Raw genomic sequence first — 17,584 nt, forward strand, 5'->3', positions numbered from 1 at the left:
GCGAAATGTGAACACCCAGATAAAATGAGCCATTTAATGATCGGATTCGGGAAGAGACGAATTGAAGATTAATATCCGAAGGCTGTGGTGCAATGAAACCTGCAAAGATACTCAGAATCGCCTTTAACATGGTCAAAGCCAACAAACTGCGTAGCTGGCTAACCATTGTAGGGGTAATCATAGGCATTGCCTCGGTAATGGCCATTGTCACAACCGGGGAATATTTCCAGGAACAGGTAACCAAATCCCTCGAAGAACTGGGAGGCGATACGATCACCATCGTCGCCTCTGTCCCATTTAATTTTGAAGAGGTAGATTACTCCCAGGAAAGTGTAAATGTAGAAAGTGAAAATGAAAGTGATAGCGGAGGCGGTTCTGGAAGTCCTGTGAATTATGAAGAACCGAAAAGCCCGAAACTAACAAAGATGGATGTGTTCACACTCCACCGCATTCCCGGAGTCCAGTATGTCAACGTTAACGTAGATAGCAGCGCTACACTGGAATTCGGAGGAAAGAAGACATACGTCCGCATCAATGGTGTGGACCCGCGGGTCTGGCCTGACATCACCAAGAAAAAGGTAGGAGAAGGACGGATGCTGCAGCCCGGAGACCGTACTTCAGTTGTCATATCCAGTGAACTTGCTGACAATGAAGAGCTGGGACGGAAAATCATGGTCAATCAGATGATCCTCCTCAACGGCAAGTCTTACAGGGTAATTGGGATTCTGGCAGATAAAGGAGGGCTATTTGGAGGCTTTGGATTTGGAAGCAGCATCTACATGCCTTATGAGGAAGTTTATTCCCTTCCAACCGATGAAGACAGTTATTATAGTGAAAAAGAGAAGGATGTCTATGACTCTATTGAGATAAAACTCTATAAAAACGCCGATTACGACGCCACACTAAAAGAAATGGAGGAACTTCTGAGGCTTTCAAGAAGAGTTAATGAAAAGAATCAGGACTTCTATGTTTACTCAGGAAAAGAGGAAATGGAAAGCGTCGGAAAGATTATTAGCGGGCTTACTGCTTTTCTGGCGTTTATTGCAGGCATTTCTTTGCTTGTAGGCTCTACAGGGATTGCAAACACAATGTTTACATCCGTCCTCGAAAAAACTAAAGAAATCGGGATAATGAAAGCAATTGGAGCACAGAACAAAGATATCATGCTTATCTTTCTCTGCAACTCCGCAATGATCAGCCTTGTAGGCGGAATAATAGGAATTTTACTTGGCACAGCTGTCGTACAGGCGATATTGCTCCTGATCTCAATGAAAATGCAAACCCCCTTTGAATTTGCCCTCAGTATAAAAGGGACCATTATCGCAACTCTTGTCTCAATCATCGTGGGCCTGATTGCGGGCCTGGTGCCGGCAAAGAATGCTTCGGAACTGAAGCCAGTGGATGCACTGAGGTATGAATAAGGAACTCCGGACTCATTACGAAATAACCTGGTGCATCGATTCCAAATTCTGGACAATGAGTTGTCCATAAAAGAACCAAAGATGGACACGGATAAAAATGGATTGAGGCCATCTGTGTTTATCCGTGGTTCATTCATGATAAACGGGATCGATGAACCAGGCAAAACAAAACTATTTTGGAATTAACCGACGAAACACAGGAAGGATGCAGAGAAATGAGAATATATATTTTTATTTTTAACTATAGATAAAAGCATCAATAACTCTATATAATTAAAAAAGTATGTGCATGGTAAAATTATATGAAGTGAGAAAAATGGATAGTATAAAATTGTTTAAAAAGGTTACGGATGCGATTACTACAATTATCCTTTACGTACTGCTGCTGGCTTTAGTTGTGGGAATGGCAAAAACCTTACTGGATATTCGCTTCATTATTTTTGAGTCCCTTGAAAGCGGATTCAATCACATGGTAACAAGTGTACTGACAGTTTTTATTGTTATTGACCTTTTCAAAGCTTTTGCTGATTACCACGAACACGACCGGATCAAGCTTACGAGTATAACGGATGCCACAATTTTAATAGTCCTGCGTGAGATCGCTGTGGGCCTTTATGCCCAGAAGTTCGGGTATGAATTTGTTTTGAGCCTTTCTGTACTGCTGCTTGTGCTGGGCATAATGAGAGTGCTTACTATTACATATTCCCCGGAAAAACCCCAGGGATCTTATACTGCTGTGCAGAATGAAGGGCAACCTTCAAAACAGGGCATAAGCGCCGTTATTGATCGATGCAAGCCTGCTTCAGAAAGCAATTAATCTCTTTTGAAGGCGATTCAGCAATTTTCCCTCTGCCTCCCATAAGGCAGATGAGAAAAATATTTATCTTTTTTTTGATTCAGACGGATTATGGGAAATTCAAAAATCAAGTTGTTCTGGCGCACCCAGTGGCAAGCTACGGAGTATTCGACTGAAATAAAACAAAAGGGGAAAAGGGCTCTGCAGGGATCACTACAGAGCGCCAAAAAAACTTTGGAGCACTTCAAAGCCTTATGTAGCTCTTTATACTTCGATGATATCCATCACATCAAGCCGCATCGTCGGAGGGACCTCTTTTTCCGGCACCCCCATCCTTATAAGCATCTGGATTGTTTCGTTTTCCCCGGCGTATTCTTCATGAATCTCCTTATATAGTTCAGCCATTTCCGGATACTCTTCAGTAGCCTGGCTCAGGGGCTGCATGGCATATCCCATGTCTGCGGCTGTTAACAGGAAGCGACTGTAGAGGATACCGGATTCAACCTGGGCCGTGCAGCTGTTGCCTTTTGTGATTATCAGGGCATATGCGGGAGTGTTTTCCACGGCAGATTCGGTCTGGCTGAGGAAAGAATCCCTTGAGGCTTCAGGGCTGTTCATTGAGGGAAAAAGGGATACGAGGCCCTGGAGTACATGAACTTTGAGGGGCGAAAGCCCCTGGCCTTCCATGGTAAAACCGTAGCGAAACTCGTTCTTCTGCCATTCGTTGGGCCTGAAAAGTTCGGAGCCTTCAACCTGGATACGGTCAAGCCCCGCCTCGACCTCAGCCGCCCTGAAAGCAATGTCCCCGAGTTTTTCAAGGTCCTCAGGAGCCTGGAAGATGACTATTGTGACATTTTCCGTGCTCAGGGCTTCGAGTTTCTCCACATCTTCTGCCTGAAGTTTTGTTTCTTTATAAGGAACTCTGTATGTGTCCGGAACGAACATCGCATCATAGAGAGGCGAATTTTCAGTCCCTGCGCCGGTTTCATTTTCCCTTAACTTTTGCAGGGCCACCCTGGCAACAGGTTTACTTCCCAGATTTGCTGCCGTCCCATCAGGCCCGTATTCCCCTTCGGGGAAAATCTGCATGCCAGTTTCATACCCAAGCTCTTCTCCGGCAATCCTCACGTATTCAAGGAAGGTCCCCTGGCTAATTGTCACCTGCCTGCCCGGTGGATCGGCTTTGGGGCTGAGCCTGTCCGAATCGACGTACAGGAGAAAGCTGTCATTTCCCTCAAGGACCACCCTCCAGGACTGCAGGTTATGGGAATTCGGGGCAAGCATCCCGTGGGCCAGGACCTGAACCCTCGGGTCTTCGAACTGCGTGTGATAGGTCCCCGACCAGGGCTCAAGATATTTCTTCGGAAGAAAGGCTCCGTCTACCATAACCAGTGAAAAAATGCCGATTACGAGAATCCCTAAAACTACAATTACAACCTTATGTCTGGTGATCAAAGCCAAAATTTTACCCCCGAATTGGAGTTTTCATTAAAATCGATAAACTTCGAATCATAAGATGCCAGCTCATGATATGCCATATTTTTTTCAATCTCCTCTTTGGGCAACTACCTACCTATGGAATTGCTTCATTTCGAGTTTTGTTCCTTCTTATCATTTTTTACGTTCTCGATCTTAAACGTATGGCTTCTACCCATAGGAGCTTGTTTAAGAAAAGATCTCCCGAACCTAAGTACAAAGAAACAAAGGAAAGGTCACCAGGTATGCACTATTTATTTTTAAAAAAATAAGATATAATACTGCGGGAACCTGTATATATCAAAAAAATATGAAAGTCTTTGTTCATCAGGAGGGAAAAATGGATAGTATAAAATTATTTAAGCAGGTTACGAATGCGATTACTACAATTATCCTCTACGTACTGCTGCTGGCTTTAATTGTGCAGAATGAAGGGCAACCATCAAAACAAGGTATAAGCACCGTTATTGATCGATGCAAGCCTGCTTCTGAAAGCAATTAATCTTTTTTGAAGGCGGTTCAGCAATTTTTCCTCTGCCTCCCATAAGGCAGATGAGAAAAATATTTATCTTTTTTTTGATTCAGACGGATTATGGGAAATTCAAAAATCAAGTTGTTCTGGCGCATCCTGTGGCAAGCTACCGGGTATTCGACTAGAAAAAACATCCGTAGATATATATAAATGATGTACATATTTTTATAGAGATTGAAGTTTTGTACAGGAATATAGAAGGCCATTTTTTCTAAAAACGGATGTGATTTGCATTAGAGACACGCAGGAGTTCATTTTTTCGTTCCTTGATGGTTTCCTTGAAGGGGCTTGCATAGTCAATTCTGAGGGGAAAATTGAGTTTATTAACGCTCTTTTTTTTGGTGCTACCGGATGGGACCGGACAGATCTGATGGGAAAGCAGATCAGTGAGCTTCCGGTCCTGGACAGTAATGGAATTGAGGTTAACCTGTTTAATCGGATAAAACATGGCATGGATGAAAGCTTCAAAGCAAATATCGTAACAAACAGAAACACGATTAAGAAAGCTATTTTCAGCTGCAAAAAGTTGAAGGTTGGGGAACAGCTGAAATACTGTGTTTTTGTGAGGGAGCAGGACCATCCCAAAAGTAACAATGAAACTCTGAAAATAGCAGAAATATGCAATTGCCCGGTATTCGAGCAGTTCCCGATAGGCATAGCCCTTGTGGGAATAGGTGGCAAATGGATCAAGGTAAATTCCACACTATGTGGGATTTTAGGATATTCCGAAGCCGAACTTCTGGAACTGAATTTTCAATCCCTTACTCACCCCGATGATCTTGAACTGGACCTGTGTCATTTCAATGAAATTATAAATAAGTCGGCAGGGGCCTATCAGATCGAAAAACGCTACATAAAAAAAGAAGGAACCCCTATCTGGACCAGGGTTTCAACCTTCATGATCAGAACTCACGAAAACAGGCCTCTATATAGTGTCTCCCATATTGAAAATATAGACGAGAAAAAAAAAGCGGTACTTGCCCTGAAAGAATCCCAGGAACAGCTGAAAGCGATATTCGAAAATGCCAGCGAATGCATCGCTATCATAGAACCCAATGGCTGTTTTCTGGATATGAACAAGATGACATATGAGATTCTGGGTTATTCCAGGGACGAAATGTTGAAAATGGAGCCTCATGACATTGTTGCTCCCGAATCTGCCGGTAAGTTAGCCACAGGTCTCGAGGCACTGACGGAGAACCATGCAATCCTTGATCTTACCGTTACTCGCAAGGACGGGACTCCCATTCAAGTTGAACTGAAAATGCAACTTATCGATTACGGGGAAAAGAAAGCCATACTTATGGTTGCCCTGGACATGACCAAGTGCAAGAAGGCTGAAGAAGCTCTTCTAAACCAGGTACAATTTTTGAAAACTCTGCTTGATACTATTCCTGCCCCTGTTTCTTACAAAGACAGGGACGGAAGGTACCAGGGCTGCAATGAGCTCTTTGCCAGCACGATTCTGGGCCTCCCGGCAGAGAAGATTATCGGCCGCACCGTGGATGAGTTTGCTCAGGAAATCCCGAAAAACCTGGCTTCCATTTACAGGGAAAAGGACCTTAAGTTGCTTGAAAATGGAAGGACACAGTATTATGAGGAAGAGGTCCTATGCGCAAACGGAGAGTTCCGGAATTTTCTCTTCAATAAGGCAGTATATAGGGATATATCAGGTAAATCCACCGGGATTGTTGGAGTGATGCTGGACATAACCAAACGCAAGCAAGCAGAAGAAGCCCTGAGAGAATCTGAAAACAAACTCCGGATTATTTTTGAAAATATCAGTGACGGAATTGCTCTTCATGATATTGAAGGCCGTTTCTTTGAGGTCAATCAGGTAGCATGCGAGCAGAGTGGTTACAGCCGGGATGAAATGCTGCAGATTACCCCGGAAGTCCTGGTAAGATCAAAGAGGATTTATTTTGAGCACCTTGAGGAGATATACCTGAAAGGGAGTGCTATTTTTGAAGTAAATTACATGCATCAGGACGGGGCTGTCATCCCTCTCGAAATAAACAGCCGAATTATCGAATATGAAGGGAACCCGGCTTTGCTTAGCGTTTCTCGAGATATAACCGAGCGCAAGCAGGCTGAAAAAGCCCTCATGGACTATGCGAGGCAGCTTGAGCACTCCAATAAGTTAAAAGAAGAAATGGAACAAATAATCAACAACAGCCCTGTAATTGTCTTTTTATGGAAGTATGAGGAAGGCTGGCCAATAGAGTTTGTATCGGAAAACATTACAAGGTTTGGGTATGAAGTAGAGGATTTAATCTCAACCTCAAAAAAGATTTTCTACACGGACATTGTCTATCCGGAAGACCGTGAAAAAGTGGGGGATGACGTTGCCAGAAATGTGGAAGCTGGCTGTGACGTCTATACCTCTGAATACCGGATCTTTACCAAATCCGGAGAAGTCCGCTGGGTGGATGAAAGAACTTTTATCCAGAGGGACGGAAAAGGCGAGATCCATCTTCAGGGTATCATCCTTGATATAACCGAACGCAAGCAGGCTGAAAAAGCCCTCGAGGAGAAGATCCAATTTTTAAAAATCCTGCTTGATACAATCCCTGCTCCGGTTTTTTACAAAGGCAGGGACCTGAAATATCAGGGCTGCAATGAACTTTTCGCCAGTAATGTCGCCTGCCTCTCGAAAGAAAGGATCGTCGGGCACACAATAGAAGAACTCCCCGACTCATTTTCAAAAAAGATGGTTTCTTTTCATAAAAAAAGCGATCTTAAGCTGCTTAGATACGGAGGAACAAAGTGTTATGAAAGCAAGGTTATATGTAAAAATGGGGAGCAGCGAGATTTTGTATTCAGTAAGGCAGCATACAGGGATGTATTAGGGGAGGTTGTGGGAATTATCGGGGTGATGCTGGATATAACTGAGCTTAAGCAAGCCGAAGAAGACCTGCAAATTAAGAACACTGCTATAGAATCCTCCATAAGTGCCATAGCTTTTGCTGACCTTAACGGAAACCTGACTTACGTGAACCCTTCTTTCATGAAATTGTGGGGATATGGGAATAAGAAAGAGTTGCTGAGAAAAAACAGCAAATGCCTCTGGGAAAAAGAGGACAAAACAGCAGAAATTTTCTGGAAGACGTTTTCCGAAGAGAAGTTAGAAGGAGATCTGGTTGCCAGAAAGAAAAATAACTCATTTTTTGATGTCCATCTTTCGGCAAACCTGCTCCGGGATAAAAATGGCCGCGAAATAGGGATAATGGGATCGTTTGTGGATATCACTCAAAGGAAAAAAACAGAAGCAGCTTTAAATGAGGCAAAGCTGAATGCAGAAACCGCAAACCGTTCCAAAAGTGAGTTTTTAGCTACTGTGAGCCACGAACTGAGGACCCCGTTAAATGCCGTAATCGGTTTTTCAGACCTGCTGCTCAGCCAGGTCTTCGGCCCATTAAATGAAAAGCAGCTAAAGCACGTTAATAATATTTCAAAGAGTGGAAAGCACCTCTTAAGGTTAATTAATGATATCCTCGATCTCTCAAAGGTTGAAGCCGGAATGACAGAGCTTAACCTTGAGAACTTATCCCTGCAGGAAGTGGTCGAGGAAATAAAGACAATGCTGATACCACGTTCGGCTCAGAAGAACATCCGTATAATGTGCCAGATCAGCCCGAAAACACCTACCCTGAGAGCCGATAAGACCAGGTTAAAGCAGATATTATATAACCTGGTGGGCAATTCCTTAAAGTTTGCACCCAAAGAGAGCACTATTAATATATCCTCCAGGTTTTCGGAAGACAAGGTGCTTATCAGTGTTGCAGACTTTGGACCTGGAATTCCGGAAGCAGCCCATCAAAGTATTTTCCAGCCCTTCGTGCAACTTGAAAAATTCGAATCAAGAGAGCAGGAAGGAGCAGGTCTTGGCCTTGCGCTTGTTAAACGCTTTGTGGAGATGCACGGCGGAGAAGTTTGGGTTGAATCCGAAGTTGGGAAGGGTAGCATTTTTACTTTTACCATGCCTATAATACACAAAAATGAAAACTGATACTTCAAGGGTAGCATTATTTAAGCCTGATCTCTAATTCCGATGTGCCAAAAATGGAGAACAAAAATCAGAAAACCATTTTTAAGAATATGAGTATCCATAATCCGATTATCCTGAAAATTTACGACTATCTCCTTGATTCCTGCGGCCCGCAGGGCTGGTGGCCCCTTATCGAGCTTCATGACAAAGGCGGGACAAACCCCACAAAAACCGGCTCGGTTCAGGGATATCATCCGGGGGACTACAGCTATCCGCAGACGGGAAACCAGCAGTTTGAGATCATATGTGGGGCACTGCTTACCCAGAACACAGGCTGGCAGCAGGTTGAAAAGGCTCTCCTTAACCTCAAACGGCTAAATGTCCTTGACCCGGAAAAAATGATTTCCCTTGACCTGGAGACCTTAAAAGAAGCCATCAGACCAGCAGGTTACTACAACCAGAAAGCTGAACGCCTCAAAATCCTTGCCGGATGGTTCTCAAATCTGAACGATAGAACCCCGACCCGGGAAGAACTCCTCTATTTAAAAGGTGTGGGGCCCGAAACTGCCGATTCAATCCTGCTCTACGCCTTCAAACAGCCTTCTTTTGTGGTCGATGCATATACAAGGAGAATAGTAACAAACCTGGCTCTGGTAGAAGAAAAGGCAAAGTATGATGAAATAAAGGCCCTTTTTGAAGAAAATCTTCCGGAAGACCTTGTTGTGTATCAGGAGTATCATGCCCTACTGGTGGAACATGCCAAGAGATATTATCAGAAGAATAGAAACTTTGTGAAATGTCCGCTTCTGGAACTTGCCGGGAACTAAAAGAGTTTTTGGGGAAAAGAAGTTATTTACGGGCGAAATTTCAGTTGAAATTCCATCTGTATAATTTTCTTTATCCTTAGCAAGTATTTGTTTTAAATTATTTGTTTTGCAGTTAAATACTTCTTACTCAATCCAATTTGTCGTCGTGCAGTGTTTTGTGATTTTCAGTTTATTTCTTCCCTTTATCGGAAAGAAGCAATATTCCTCTTAACGCCTTATTCCGTACTTATAAGAGCTTTATTCCATCCCAATCGGAAAGTTCTGCGTCAAGAACTCCTTCATGAACCATCTTCTCAATCTCGTTTTCTACCTGTCCGTAAGTGAACTGATAGTCGTATGAGATCGCTGAGATTACATCCGGGCTATGGCAGAACCTGTCCGGAAATGCCTTATTGAACATTGCCACGTTCTCGATAATTAAGTTTCTGAGTTGTTCCATTTTTATATCACCTGTTTTTATTTTAATTTATATTTTATTTTTACTTTTGTCTGGTTTCGGTTTTCTCTTCGACATAGTATAGTTGCCGAGTATCTATAAATAGATTACCCCAGTAATATATGTATGGCATAGTTATCTATATATTTTTAATGTATCTATTTGAGTATATTTCTTTTAATATAAATTACTCGCACCGAATATTTACTCAGTTAACTTATATAACTTTTGTGCTCAGTGAAATAAAAAAGCATAGATAAAATACCCGGAGAAAACAATTAATTAGAGTTAAAGTATACTATAATATTATAGTTTATTTCGAAGTAGCGAATTTTCTGGTTTGCAAGTATCGGCTTTCGGGCTGAAGGTCATAAGAAGGGAAATCCCGAAAGGAAAAGGAGAAAAATGGACCAATTTCCATCAACGAACCCGAATCCTGTGCTCCGTCTGGATAAAAATGGGACAGTTCTTTACTCAAACAGCGCAGGTGAATCCCTGCTGCAAAAATGGAGTGTGGGAGTTGGAGAAAAACTACCTTCCTGTATCGGAGATTTTGTGCAGAGGGTACTTTCTCTGAATAGCCCGGAAAAAATGGAAGTTAAAGTGGGAAAAAAAGTATACCTGATCACGTTTCACCCTTTGCCTGAAGAATACGTAAACGTTTACGGATTTGATATAAGCGGTCAGAAAGAACTGGAAGAAAAACTCCGTATCAAGGAAAGACAGCATGATGTTCTTTACAAGATAGGGAGGATAGCCCTTGCGTCTGAAAGCCTTCAATCCTTCATGGACGAAAGTGTAAAGCTGGTTGCCAGTACCCTGAAACTCGAATACTGTAAAATCCTGGAACTTTTACCCGATGGAAATTTCCTGCTCAGGGCCGGAGTAGGGTGGAAACCCGGACTTGTGGGAAAAGCTGTCATTGAGGGAAAAATGGAATCCCAGGCAGGATACACCCTTTATTCAAAAATCCCCGTTATCGTAGAAAACCTCAGGGAGGAAAAGCGTTTCAGTGCCCCCCCACTTTTGAAAGAACATGGTGTGGTCAGTGGGATGAGTGTCGCCATAGAAAACAGTGAAAACCCCTTTGGAGTGCTGGGAGCCCACAGTACTAAAAAAAGGAAGTTCACGGGAGAAGACACCTATTTCCTCAATTCGGTGGCATTTATGATTGCAGAAGTAATCAAACGCATGAGTGCAGAAGAGGAACTGAAGCAGCACCGGACACAGCTTGAAGAATTGATTGAAGAAAGGACCTCCGAACTTACAAAAGCAAATGAGCAGCTTTCCCGGGAAATTGCAGGGCGCAAGCAGGTGGAAAAAGCCCTTCAGAATAACGTTATTTTTCTGGAGACAGTTCTTGATGCGATACCAGCCCCCATTTTTTACAGGAACCTGAACTACATTTACCAGGGCTGCAATGAGATGTTTGCCAGCTATATCCTGGGCCTTCCGAAAGAAAAAGTCATAGGGCATTCAATAGATGAGTTTAAGGAAGAGTTTTCGGAAGAAATGATCCGGGTCTCAAAATATTATGACCGGATACTACTAAAAGAAGGAAGAAGCCTGCCTCATGAAATACAGATAAGATGCGCCGAAGACGGAATATTCAGGGATTTTTTAGCCCATAAAGCTACATACAGTAATATCGCAGGGGACGTAATCGGGATTGTAGGTGTATTGATCGACATTACCAAACGCAAAAAAGCAGAGCAGGCACTTTTAAAAACCGAACAAATTCGCAAAAAAGAGATCCACCACAGGATCAAAAACAATCTGCAGGTAATCTCCTCCCTGCTCAGCCTGCAAGCTGAACACTTCAGTGATGAAAAAGTTAAAGAGGCTTTTCAGGACAGCCAGAACCGGGTCATATCAATGTCCCTGATCCATGAGGAACTCTACAAAACTGGAGACTCTGAAAACCTTGATTTTACAGCCTACCTCCGAAAACTGGCAAAAGAACTTATCCAGTCTTATAAAATCGGGACAGAGGACATCCGTTTAAAGCTGGACCTTGAAAACGTATCCCTTGGAATGGACACGGCAATCCCCCTCGGGATCATTGTCAGTGAACTTGTTTCCAACTCCTTAAAACACGCTTTTCCCAGGGGAAGAAACGGAGAAATCCTGATCAAATTCCACCGGACAGAAAATGATGATACCTCTCAGTTTACGCTGACCGTTTCGGATGATGGAGTAGGCATGCCGGAAAATATCGATTTCAGGAATACCCCCTCCCTGGGACTTCAACTTGTAAACGCCCTGGTGGAACAGATAAATGGGAGTATTGAACTAGAAAAAGGGGTGGGAACAGGATTCAGGATAAAATTCAAAGAAAATTCAGGCTGAAGAAACAAAAAGTGATCAGAAAAAAGTTTGAGGGTCCCAAAAACCATTAACATTTGTTTTTTAAATTCAACTGCCTTTTTTCAAATTTTAGACCCCAGGTCATATGCCAGGTGCTCCGGAGTCAATTAGCCGGGATTATTCCAAAATAAGCAAAATGTAATCTCCTGTTTTGTTCCTGCCAGGCGCCGGGTGCGGCTTGAGGCGGTGGGCTTCGAGAAGATGAAAACAAAATCTTCAACGGCACTGGAAAAATCGAGAATCAAAATCTCGGCTATTTAGCAGTGATGACCAAAAATTCATGGAAAATTTAACAGCTCAGGAATTATGCTGAAAAATGCTTTTACGAGCCATACTGCGAAAATCAGGAATAAAATGTAGACAATAGCTTCTGCCATCTGTCCCATAGATTTAAATTAGGCTTATGGTACATAACATTTTTTATTTAAAAGTTGGTTTTATTTTTTTAATTTTTATAGTTTCCCTTTTTGAGAGATTTCTCTGTATCAACAAGGTCTTCCAAATCGAATGAATTCGAAAAGTATTGTTTCGTAAGAGTATTGTTTCGTAAATGATTGGCTAACCATAGATGGTTAGCCGGGCTTATTAAAAGAGTATTAACACATCCCCAGGGCTTTGAGGAGCTGTTTTAAATCTGCCTTGGAACTCTCGACGAAGACTCCCCTTGTCCCCGAGATCATAACGGTCCAATCGCCGCCGCTGTACATCCAGTTGTGCTGAGGTATCCAGCTCATCTTGTAGAGCTGTGTGTAGGCACTGGCCAGAGCATCGAACATCATGTTTACGGTTCCGCAAAATTTGGCAGTCGTCTCAGCCATCTCTTTGGGCATCTCGGTTTTGGATTTATACTCCACAAGCTTTCCTTCCGGGCTGAAAATCCCGGCTGCTGCTACACCGTCAAATTTCAGAAGCTCATCTAACGATAGGTTGCATTCTTTTTGGTTCATACACTAACCCCCACTAAATTCAGTATATATTTTCAGTATAATCGGTGAACCTTATTGGTGAACCTGCTTCTTTTCTGGAGCCACTGTCCACAGGTCCACAGGCTCTTCTCCTTGTCCATGCACAAAATTAGTTCAGTGAAATAATTGTTCCTCCGTGCCTGATTTTTGCATAGATGACTAAAAATATTTGCATAATAATATATAAATATATCAAATTAAAAAAAGAAAATTTAAAACTAAAAAATTAAACATTTTCCATTTACTGAAAATCTACTCTCTTTGAGTTTTTTTAGTGAATCGTGGCGGTTTTTGAATCCGATTCTCTCAGATCCCGAGATACTCACCGACCGCATGCTGGCCTTCCCTTGACAAAACTTGAAAAGAAAAAAATAGAGAACAAAAGATGAGTTTTTGTAGTGATCACTGGCAGCTAGAAGAAAAATCAAAAAGGCTGAAATAAAGTGAAAAAATATGTTTTCACCTACAACTGTTAGAGAATTGTTACTGATGCCTGTTAGGATATATTTCCTTCATTTTATATCCATTGTTTTTGAAAAGGTCAACATCATCCATTGGCCATTGAGAACAAAAGGATCAGATAAAAGTGGATTAACAAGGATACCTGACATTATTTCTTTTCCGAATTAACAGATCAAAGAAAGTTTTTTAACTTCCGACATACACTGGAATCTTATGAGACAATGGCCTCTAAATCCGATAATCCCAGAAGAAACGGTTTCGGAAGAAACATTTCTGAAAAAAACAGTTCCCGGAAGAATCCCGCAAAATAGAGACGCCGGCTCTTTCTGGGAGGACAGGGGAGACCGATACCACTGCGGGGTTGACCTTTATGCCCCCGAAAATACTGAGGTCCTTTCAATTGAAGAAGGAGTCGTTTCGGAAACCGACCTTATGACTTCCCCCGAGATCCTGCCTTACTGGAACCCGACATATTACGTGATAATCAAAAACACATCAGGGACGTTTTGCAAGTATGGGGAACTTGCAGAGTGCACAGTGAAAAAAGGAGATAAGGCAGGCTCCGGACAGTTGATAGGGCGCGTGGGAATGGTCCTCAACTGTGCGAAAATAAATGAATCCTCTCCGTCTTATATCCGGAAATTAAAGAATAAAAACCCCAGCATGCTGCATTTTGAACTCTGGAAGGATAAACCCATTACCGCCAATAGAGACTATCTTGGAGGGAACTGGTTTTCAGAAGAAAAACCAGAAAACCTCATAGACCCTACGGAATATCTGGTATCAATAAGGAACTGAATGAAAAATCAGGCTGGTGGCCACGGTTTTTTGCGGCGGATTAAGTCATTTATGTCATTTCCTTTTTTATAGTCCGGGCATGCAAACTTTAAGAAGAAGATAATTCCCCGAGAGAAGGAGAAGTAACATTGATATATATCGACTGATGTGAATTTATTTTGAAAAGTTAACCAATATTTTTCTCATCTGGTGCTATGTGTCTTTGATACTTTTCACCTTAAAAAGCCTACCAATACTACAGGTTAAAATAATAAATAAATATATTAACATAATAAGAAAATGTACGTTTTGATAATTATAATTAATAACATACCACACAATAGACATATTTAAGAAGGTATTGAAAGAACTAACCCTGGTTTGAACATTGTAACGAAAAACAAATTCCCATGCTGGATAACTTTACTACCCCATTTATATAAAAGGACGTCAGATTTTTCCGTATGCGGGAAGGAGAAGAAAAAGAACTCACAGCTTATTGCGGGCTTTACTGCGCTGACTGTATCCACTTTCAGAATAAACACAGTAAACTTGCGGGGCAGCTGAAAGAGGCACTTGAGAATATAGACTTTCAAAGCTACGCCAGCGTAAAAAGTCCTTTTGGTTCGGAGTTCCAGCAGTATGATGTGTTTCTTACAGTGCTTGAAGCTCTTATAAGCCACTCCTGCTCTGAAGGCTGTCGAACAGGAGGAGGGTGCAGTGAAGAGCCCTGCCAGATAATTCAGTGCTGTAAGGAAAAAGGCTACGAGGGGTGCTGGGAATGCGGGACTTTTGAAGCATGTGAGAAGTTCGAGTGCTTAAAACCCCGCTGTGAAGCTTCGGTAATGCATAACCTCAAAGAAATCCGGGAAAATGGTTTTGAAGGCTGGAGCAAGCTCCGCAGGCCTATTTATAACTGGCAACAGATGTGACCGAAGAAGCGTCTGAAGAAGAGTTTGAACATAAAATGAGCCGCAAAAAACATAATCAAATTTGATTACATGCTGCTTCCATCCGATGAATTAGCCTGGTTTCTGAAAAAAATATTTTTGTGGGATTGATATGGTGATTCCATATGAGAAAACATCCCGATATGATAAAATATCCCAAAGCGATGTAAAAATCGAAGCATTCAAGAAACTGCCTGTAATCAAAGATAATTACATAGATAAAGGTGATGGAAAAAAAATTGTCACAGACTTTTTCGATATGAACGGGAGAACAGGTTTCCCTTCGTGCTTATTATAGATCGGGACGAAAATGCGCATGCATCAAGGAAAAGCTCAAGTTCTTAAAACCGGGAGCGAAACCACAAATCTCCTGAGGGAAAAACCAAAACTATAGACCAAAGATACATAGACCAAAGATACATCTGTTAGCAGACCCGATACCTGTGCAGGGGGGTTATATGCAGGCATTTGTAGGCACAAGCGGCTGGTACTACGAGTGGAATGAGGAGAAAAGCCTGGACTGGTTCGTAAGGAATTCCAAACTGAATGCTGTAGAGCTAAATGCAAGTTTTTACAGGTTTCCTTCTCTCGATACGATAAAGAACTGGTCAGTAAAAGGAGCCGGGCTGCGGTGGAGCGTAAAGGCCCACATGTCGGTTACCCATAAACATCAATTCAATGAAAGAGCCTTTGAAATATGGAACAATTTCAGGGAACGTTTCGAACCCCTTGATCCTCTGATTGATTTTTACCTCTTCCAGACACCACCAAAGTTCAAGGACATAGGAAAAGTGCTGGACTTTGCAAAAGCCACAGGCCTGGGGAAGAGGTTTGCTTTAGAAATCCGGAACAGAGAAATGCTGGGAGACGAGGAGCTGTGTGCGACAATTGTGGAAAAAGTAACTCCCGTATCTGTAGACTCCCCAGACTTCCGAGACCGGATCTTTCCCGGCAAAATTGTTTATTTGCGGATGCATGGGCGGGACGGCTGGTACTGCTATGCTTATTCAGGAAAGGAAATGAGGGAAACCGCAAGAAAAATCCTTGAAGCAGGCCCGGAAAAAGCCTATGTCTACTTTAATAACGACCACAATATGCTGAAAAATGCAAGAATGATGCTGGACATCGTCAATGAATTGTCAACCTGAGAAGAGCCCTGTGCAGCACTTCAAACATCCCCTCCAACCGGGATCAGAAACTCAGATTCGAGTGATCTTCGGCTCCTGGAAAGCCCCCTGCAGCGGAGTGAAATATCTGTATACGTAAACCAGGCATTAGAAAAAGATTATTATATTAAGAATATATATTCACAATTGACAAGTTAACTTTAGAAGGTCAAAAATAAGTTTTATCTAAATTATAATGTCAAATTTTATGAAAATTGATCTCCGGTAAATAGGTACCGAGTGAATAACTTATATTATATATAATAACAGAAGTTATAATTCCGGGTAAAAAAGGGGAAAAAACATGTTCTGGAGCAAGGACGATATTGTAGAAAGGCTTGCCAAAATCCCGCACACACTGGAAGACATCTCAGTAGAGATCTTCGAAGGCGTACCCTCAACAAATGATTTCTTGCACAGGGTTAGCCTATCGCGGGAAAACAGCCCCGATGCACCATACGTATGCAGACACCTGTACAAAAATGTGAACATAGAGCAGGAATTAATGTATCCTTACCTGGATAGTGCTCTTCCCAACGAATTTGCCATCCGTGCGACACAGTACAGGTTCATGCTGCCCTATGAGATCAGGGGTTGCAGCGTCAGGAAAGAATACCGAATCTTCCAGCCAGGAGAGCTAAATACAAAGTTTCCGATGGCATATGAAAGGCTTCTGGGAATCAAATCCAAATTAGGAACCGAGGGAGAAAAGCTTGATTCTGCCGACTGTTACCGCCTGGAAGATGAAAGGTTCTTGCAGTACATTAACACGCCCAAAATCATCATTACCGACCACTACCGTCTGCAGGCCTCGTACGATGCAGCCGGAAACCATGTGTTTGCTGGTGGGATAGGAGTAATTCTCGGCGACCCTTCCATGTACCATTACGTTACAGCCGTCCTTAATTCTTCCATATCAAGAGCCTTCCCGGAAATCTGGAACCGCGAAAAAAAGTGCACCGGCAACACCATTTGCCCTAAAATTCTGAAGAGGTTCCCTATAAAATTCCCAAAGGGCGAGCCCGTTGAAACCCTGATAAGCACAATCTCCCGCTATCTTATTTATCTCAACAGCCAGAAACATACGGCAAGTGTCTGTTCTTTGCCTTACTACCAGAAACTCATAGACTTCTACAAACGGATTATGGACCTCCTGATTCTGGACACCTACTTAACAAACGACCTGGACCCCAGGTTTCTGGAAATTCTTGCAGAAAACATCATCTCTCCCGAAGAAGGATTCGAATACATCACCGATATGAGCCTTCTTATTTCAATGCAGGCCGTAAAGAAAAACATCCTTGATTCCCCAGACTTCCGAAAATGTAAGTTCAACAATGAATTCACCAACATTCTGGCGACCCTGAAAAACAATGTCGTCTGGTAAAAACCAATTAAGATTCAAAAAGAGAAAGGGGAGA

At 42.4% G+C, this 17,584-nt stretch carries 13 protein-coding genes; 10 read left to right on the plus strand and 3 right to left on the minus strand.

Annotated features, from left to right (window positions below; all coding sequences use genetic code 11):
* Positions 1–92: 92 nt before the first annotated feature.
* Positions 93–1,421 (plus strand): ABC transporter permease, encoded by a 1,329-nt coding sequence (locus EO92_RS03495; protein ID WP_048169327.1) that lies wholly within the window; start codon positions 93–95, stop codon positions 1,419–1,421.
* Between the two features lie 316 nt (positions 1,422–1,737).
* Positions 1,738–2,238 carry a phosphate-starvation-inducible PsiE family protein gene (locus tag EO92_RS03500; RefSeq protein WP_048169329.1) on the plus strand — a complete coding sequence of 167 codons (501 nt, stop codon included), beginning with the start codon at positions 1,738–1,740 and terminating at the stop codon, positions 2,236–2,238.
* A 243-nt stretch (positions 2,239–2,481) separates the two neighbouring features.
* On the opposite strand, the gene EO92_RS03505 is transcribed toward EO92_RS03500, so the two are convergent.
* Positions 2,482–3,678: an Acg family FMN-binding oxidoreductase gene (locus EO92_RS03505; protein ID WP_052734256.1), complete on the minus strand. Its 1,197-nt coding sequence runs from the start codon at positions 3,676–3,678 to the stop codon at positions 2,482–2,484.
* Positions 3,679–4,033: 355 nt separating this feature from the next.
* Here EO92_RS03505 and EO92_RS17480 point away from each other — a divergent pair, with 355 nt between their 5' ends.
* The 3 genes from EO92_RS17480 to EO92_RS03515 all read left to right on the plus strand — a co-directional run bounded on the left by EO92_RS17480 (position 4,034) and on the right by EO92_RS03515 (position 9,040).
* Positions 4,034–4,195 (plus strand): hypothetical protein, encoded by a 162-nt coding sequence (locus tag EO92_RS17480; protein WP_156165718.1) that lies wholly within the window; start codon positions 4,034–4,036, stop codon positions 4,193–4,195.
* A 253-nt stretch (positions 4,196–4,448) separates the two neighbouring features.
* The gene (locus tag EO92_RS16620; RefSeq protein WP_052734257.1) at positions 4,449–8,234 is read left to right on the plus strand and encodes a PAS domain S-box protein; all 3,786 of its coding nucleotides are present in this window, start codon (positions 4,449–4,451) and stop codon (positions 8,232–8,234) included.
* A gap of 89 nt (positions 8,235–8,323) precedes the next feature.
* Positions 8,324–9,040, plus strand: a complete 717-nt coding sequence (locus EO92_RS03515; RefSeq protein WP_048169374.1) for an endonuclease III domain-containing protein — start codon at positions 8,324–8,326, stop codon at positions 9,038–9,040.
* Positions 9,041–9,266: 226 nt separating this feature from the next.
* Here EO92_RS03515 and EO92_RS03520 read toward each other — a convergent pair whose 3' ends face one another.
* Positions 9,267–9,479, minus strand: a complete 213-nt coding sequence (locus EO92_RS03520) for a hypothetical protein (RefSeq protein WP_048133254.1) — start codon at positions 9,477–9,479, stop codon at positions 9,267–9,269.
* Between the two features lie 402 nt (positions 9,480–9,881).
* On the opposite strand from EO92_RS03520, the gene EO92_RS03525 reads away from it, so the two are divergent.
* Complete coding sequence (locus EO92_RS03525; protein WP_048169331.1) at positions 9,882–11,825, plus strand: histidine kinase dimerization/phosphoacceptor domain -containing protein; 1,944 nt, start codon at positions 9,882–9,884, stop codon at positions 11,823–11,825.
* A gap of 614 nt (positions 11,826–12,439) precedes the next feature.
* Here the strand turns inward: EO92_RS03525 and EO92_RS03530 are convergent.
* Entirely contained in the window at positions 12,440–12,790 is a 351-nt protein-coding gene (locus EO92_RS03530; RefSeq protein WP_048169333.1) for a DUF2173 family protein, read from the minus strand.
* Between the two features lie 693 nt (positions 12,791–13,483).
* Here EO92_RS03530 and EO92_RS03535 point away from each other — a divergent pair.
* From EO92_RS03535 to EO92_RS03555, 4 genes are all read left to right on the plus strand, one after another.
* On the plus strand, positions 13,484–14,068 hold the full coding sequence (locus EO92_RS03535) for a M23 family metallopeptidase (protein WP_048169335.1): 585 nt from the start codon (positions 13,484–13,486) through the stop codon (positions 14,066–14,068).
* A 443-nt stretch (positions 14,069–14,511) separates the two neighbouring features.
* Positions 14,512–14,979 carry a DUF3795 domain-containing protein gene (locus tag EO92_RS03540; protein WP_048169337.1) on the plus strand — a complete coding sequence of 156 codons (468 nt, stop codon included), beginning with the start codon at positions 14,512–14,514 and terminating at the stop codon, positions 14,977–14,979.
* 476 nt (positions 14,980–15,455) lie between these two features.
* Entirely contained in the window at positions 15,456–16,145 is a 690-nt protein-coding gene (locus EO92_RS03550) for a DUF72 domain-containing protein (protein ID WP_048169341.1), read from the plus strand.
* A gap of 322 nt (positions 16,146–16,467) precedes the next feature.
* Positions 16,468–17,550 (plus strand): hypothetical protein, encoded by a 1,083-nt coding sequence (locus EO92_RS03555; RefSeq protein ID WP_048169343.1) that lies wholly within the window; start codon positions 16,468–16,470, stop codon positions 17,548–17,550.
* Positions 17,551–17,584 lie beyond the last annotated feature (34 nt).

This window comes from Methanosarcina sp. 2.H.A.1B.4 (assembly GCF_000979385.1).
GTDB lineage: Archaea > Halobacteriota > Methanosarcinia > Methanosarcinales > Methanosarcinaceae > Methanosarcina.

What these genes read in the sequence shown, in the direction of transcription:
- EO92_RS03495 (WP_048169327.1), top strand. Translation starts at nt 93, where the DNA reads ATGAAACCTGCAAAGATACTCAGAATCGCCTTTAACATGGTCAAAGCC.
- EO92_RS03500 (WP_048169329.1), top strand. Translation starts at nt 1,738, where the DNA reads ATGGATAGTATAAAATTGTTTAAAAAGGTTACGGATGCGATTACTACA.
- EO92_RS17480 (WP_156165718.1), top strand. Translation starts at nt 4,034, where the DNA reads ATGGATAGTATAAAATTATTTAAGCAGGTTACGAATGCGATTACTACA.
- EO92_RS03515 (WP_048169374.1), top strand. Translation starts at nt 8,324, where the DNA reads ATGAGTATCCATAATCCGATTATCCTGAAAATTTACGACTATCTCCTT.
- EO92_RS03520 (WP_048133254.1), bottom strand. Translation starts at nt 9,479, where the DNA reads ATGGAACAACTCAGAAACTTAATTATCGAGAACGTGGCAATGTTCAAT.
- EO92_RS03525 (WP_048169331.1), top strand. Translation starts at nt 9,882, where the DNA reads ATGGACCAATTTCCATCAACGAACCCGAATCCTGTGCTCCGTCTGGAT.
- EO92_RS03530 (WP_048169333.1), bottom strand. Translation starts at nt 12,790, where the DNA reads ATGAACCAAAAAGAATGCAACCTATCGTTAGATGAGCTTCTGAAATTT.
- EO92_RS03535 (WP_048169335.1), top strand. Translation starts at nt 13,484, where the DNA reads ATGAGACAATGGCCTCTAAATCCGATAATCCCAGAAGAAACGGTTTCG.
- EO92_RS03540 (WP_048169337.1), top strand. Translation starts at nt 14,512, where the DNA reads ATGCGGGAAGGAGAAGAAAAAGAACTCACAGCTTATTGCGGGCTTTAC.
- EO92_RS03550 (WP_048169341.1), top strand. Translation starts at nt 15,456, where the DNA reads ATGCAGGCATTTGTAGGCACAAGCGGCTGGTACTACGAGTGGAATGAG.
- EO92_RS03555 (WP_048169343.1), top strand. Translation starts at nt 16,468, where the DNA reads ATGTTCTGGAGCAAGGACGATATTGTAGAAAGGCTTGCCAAAATCCCG.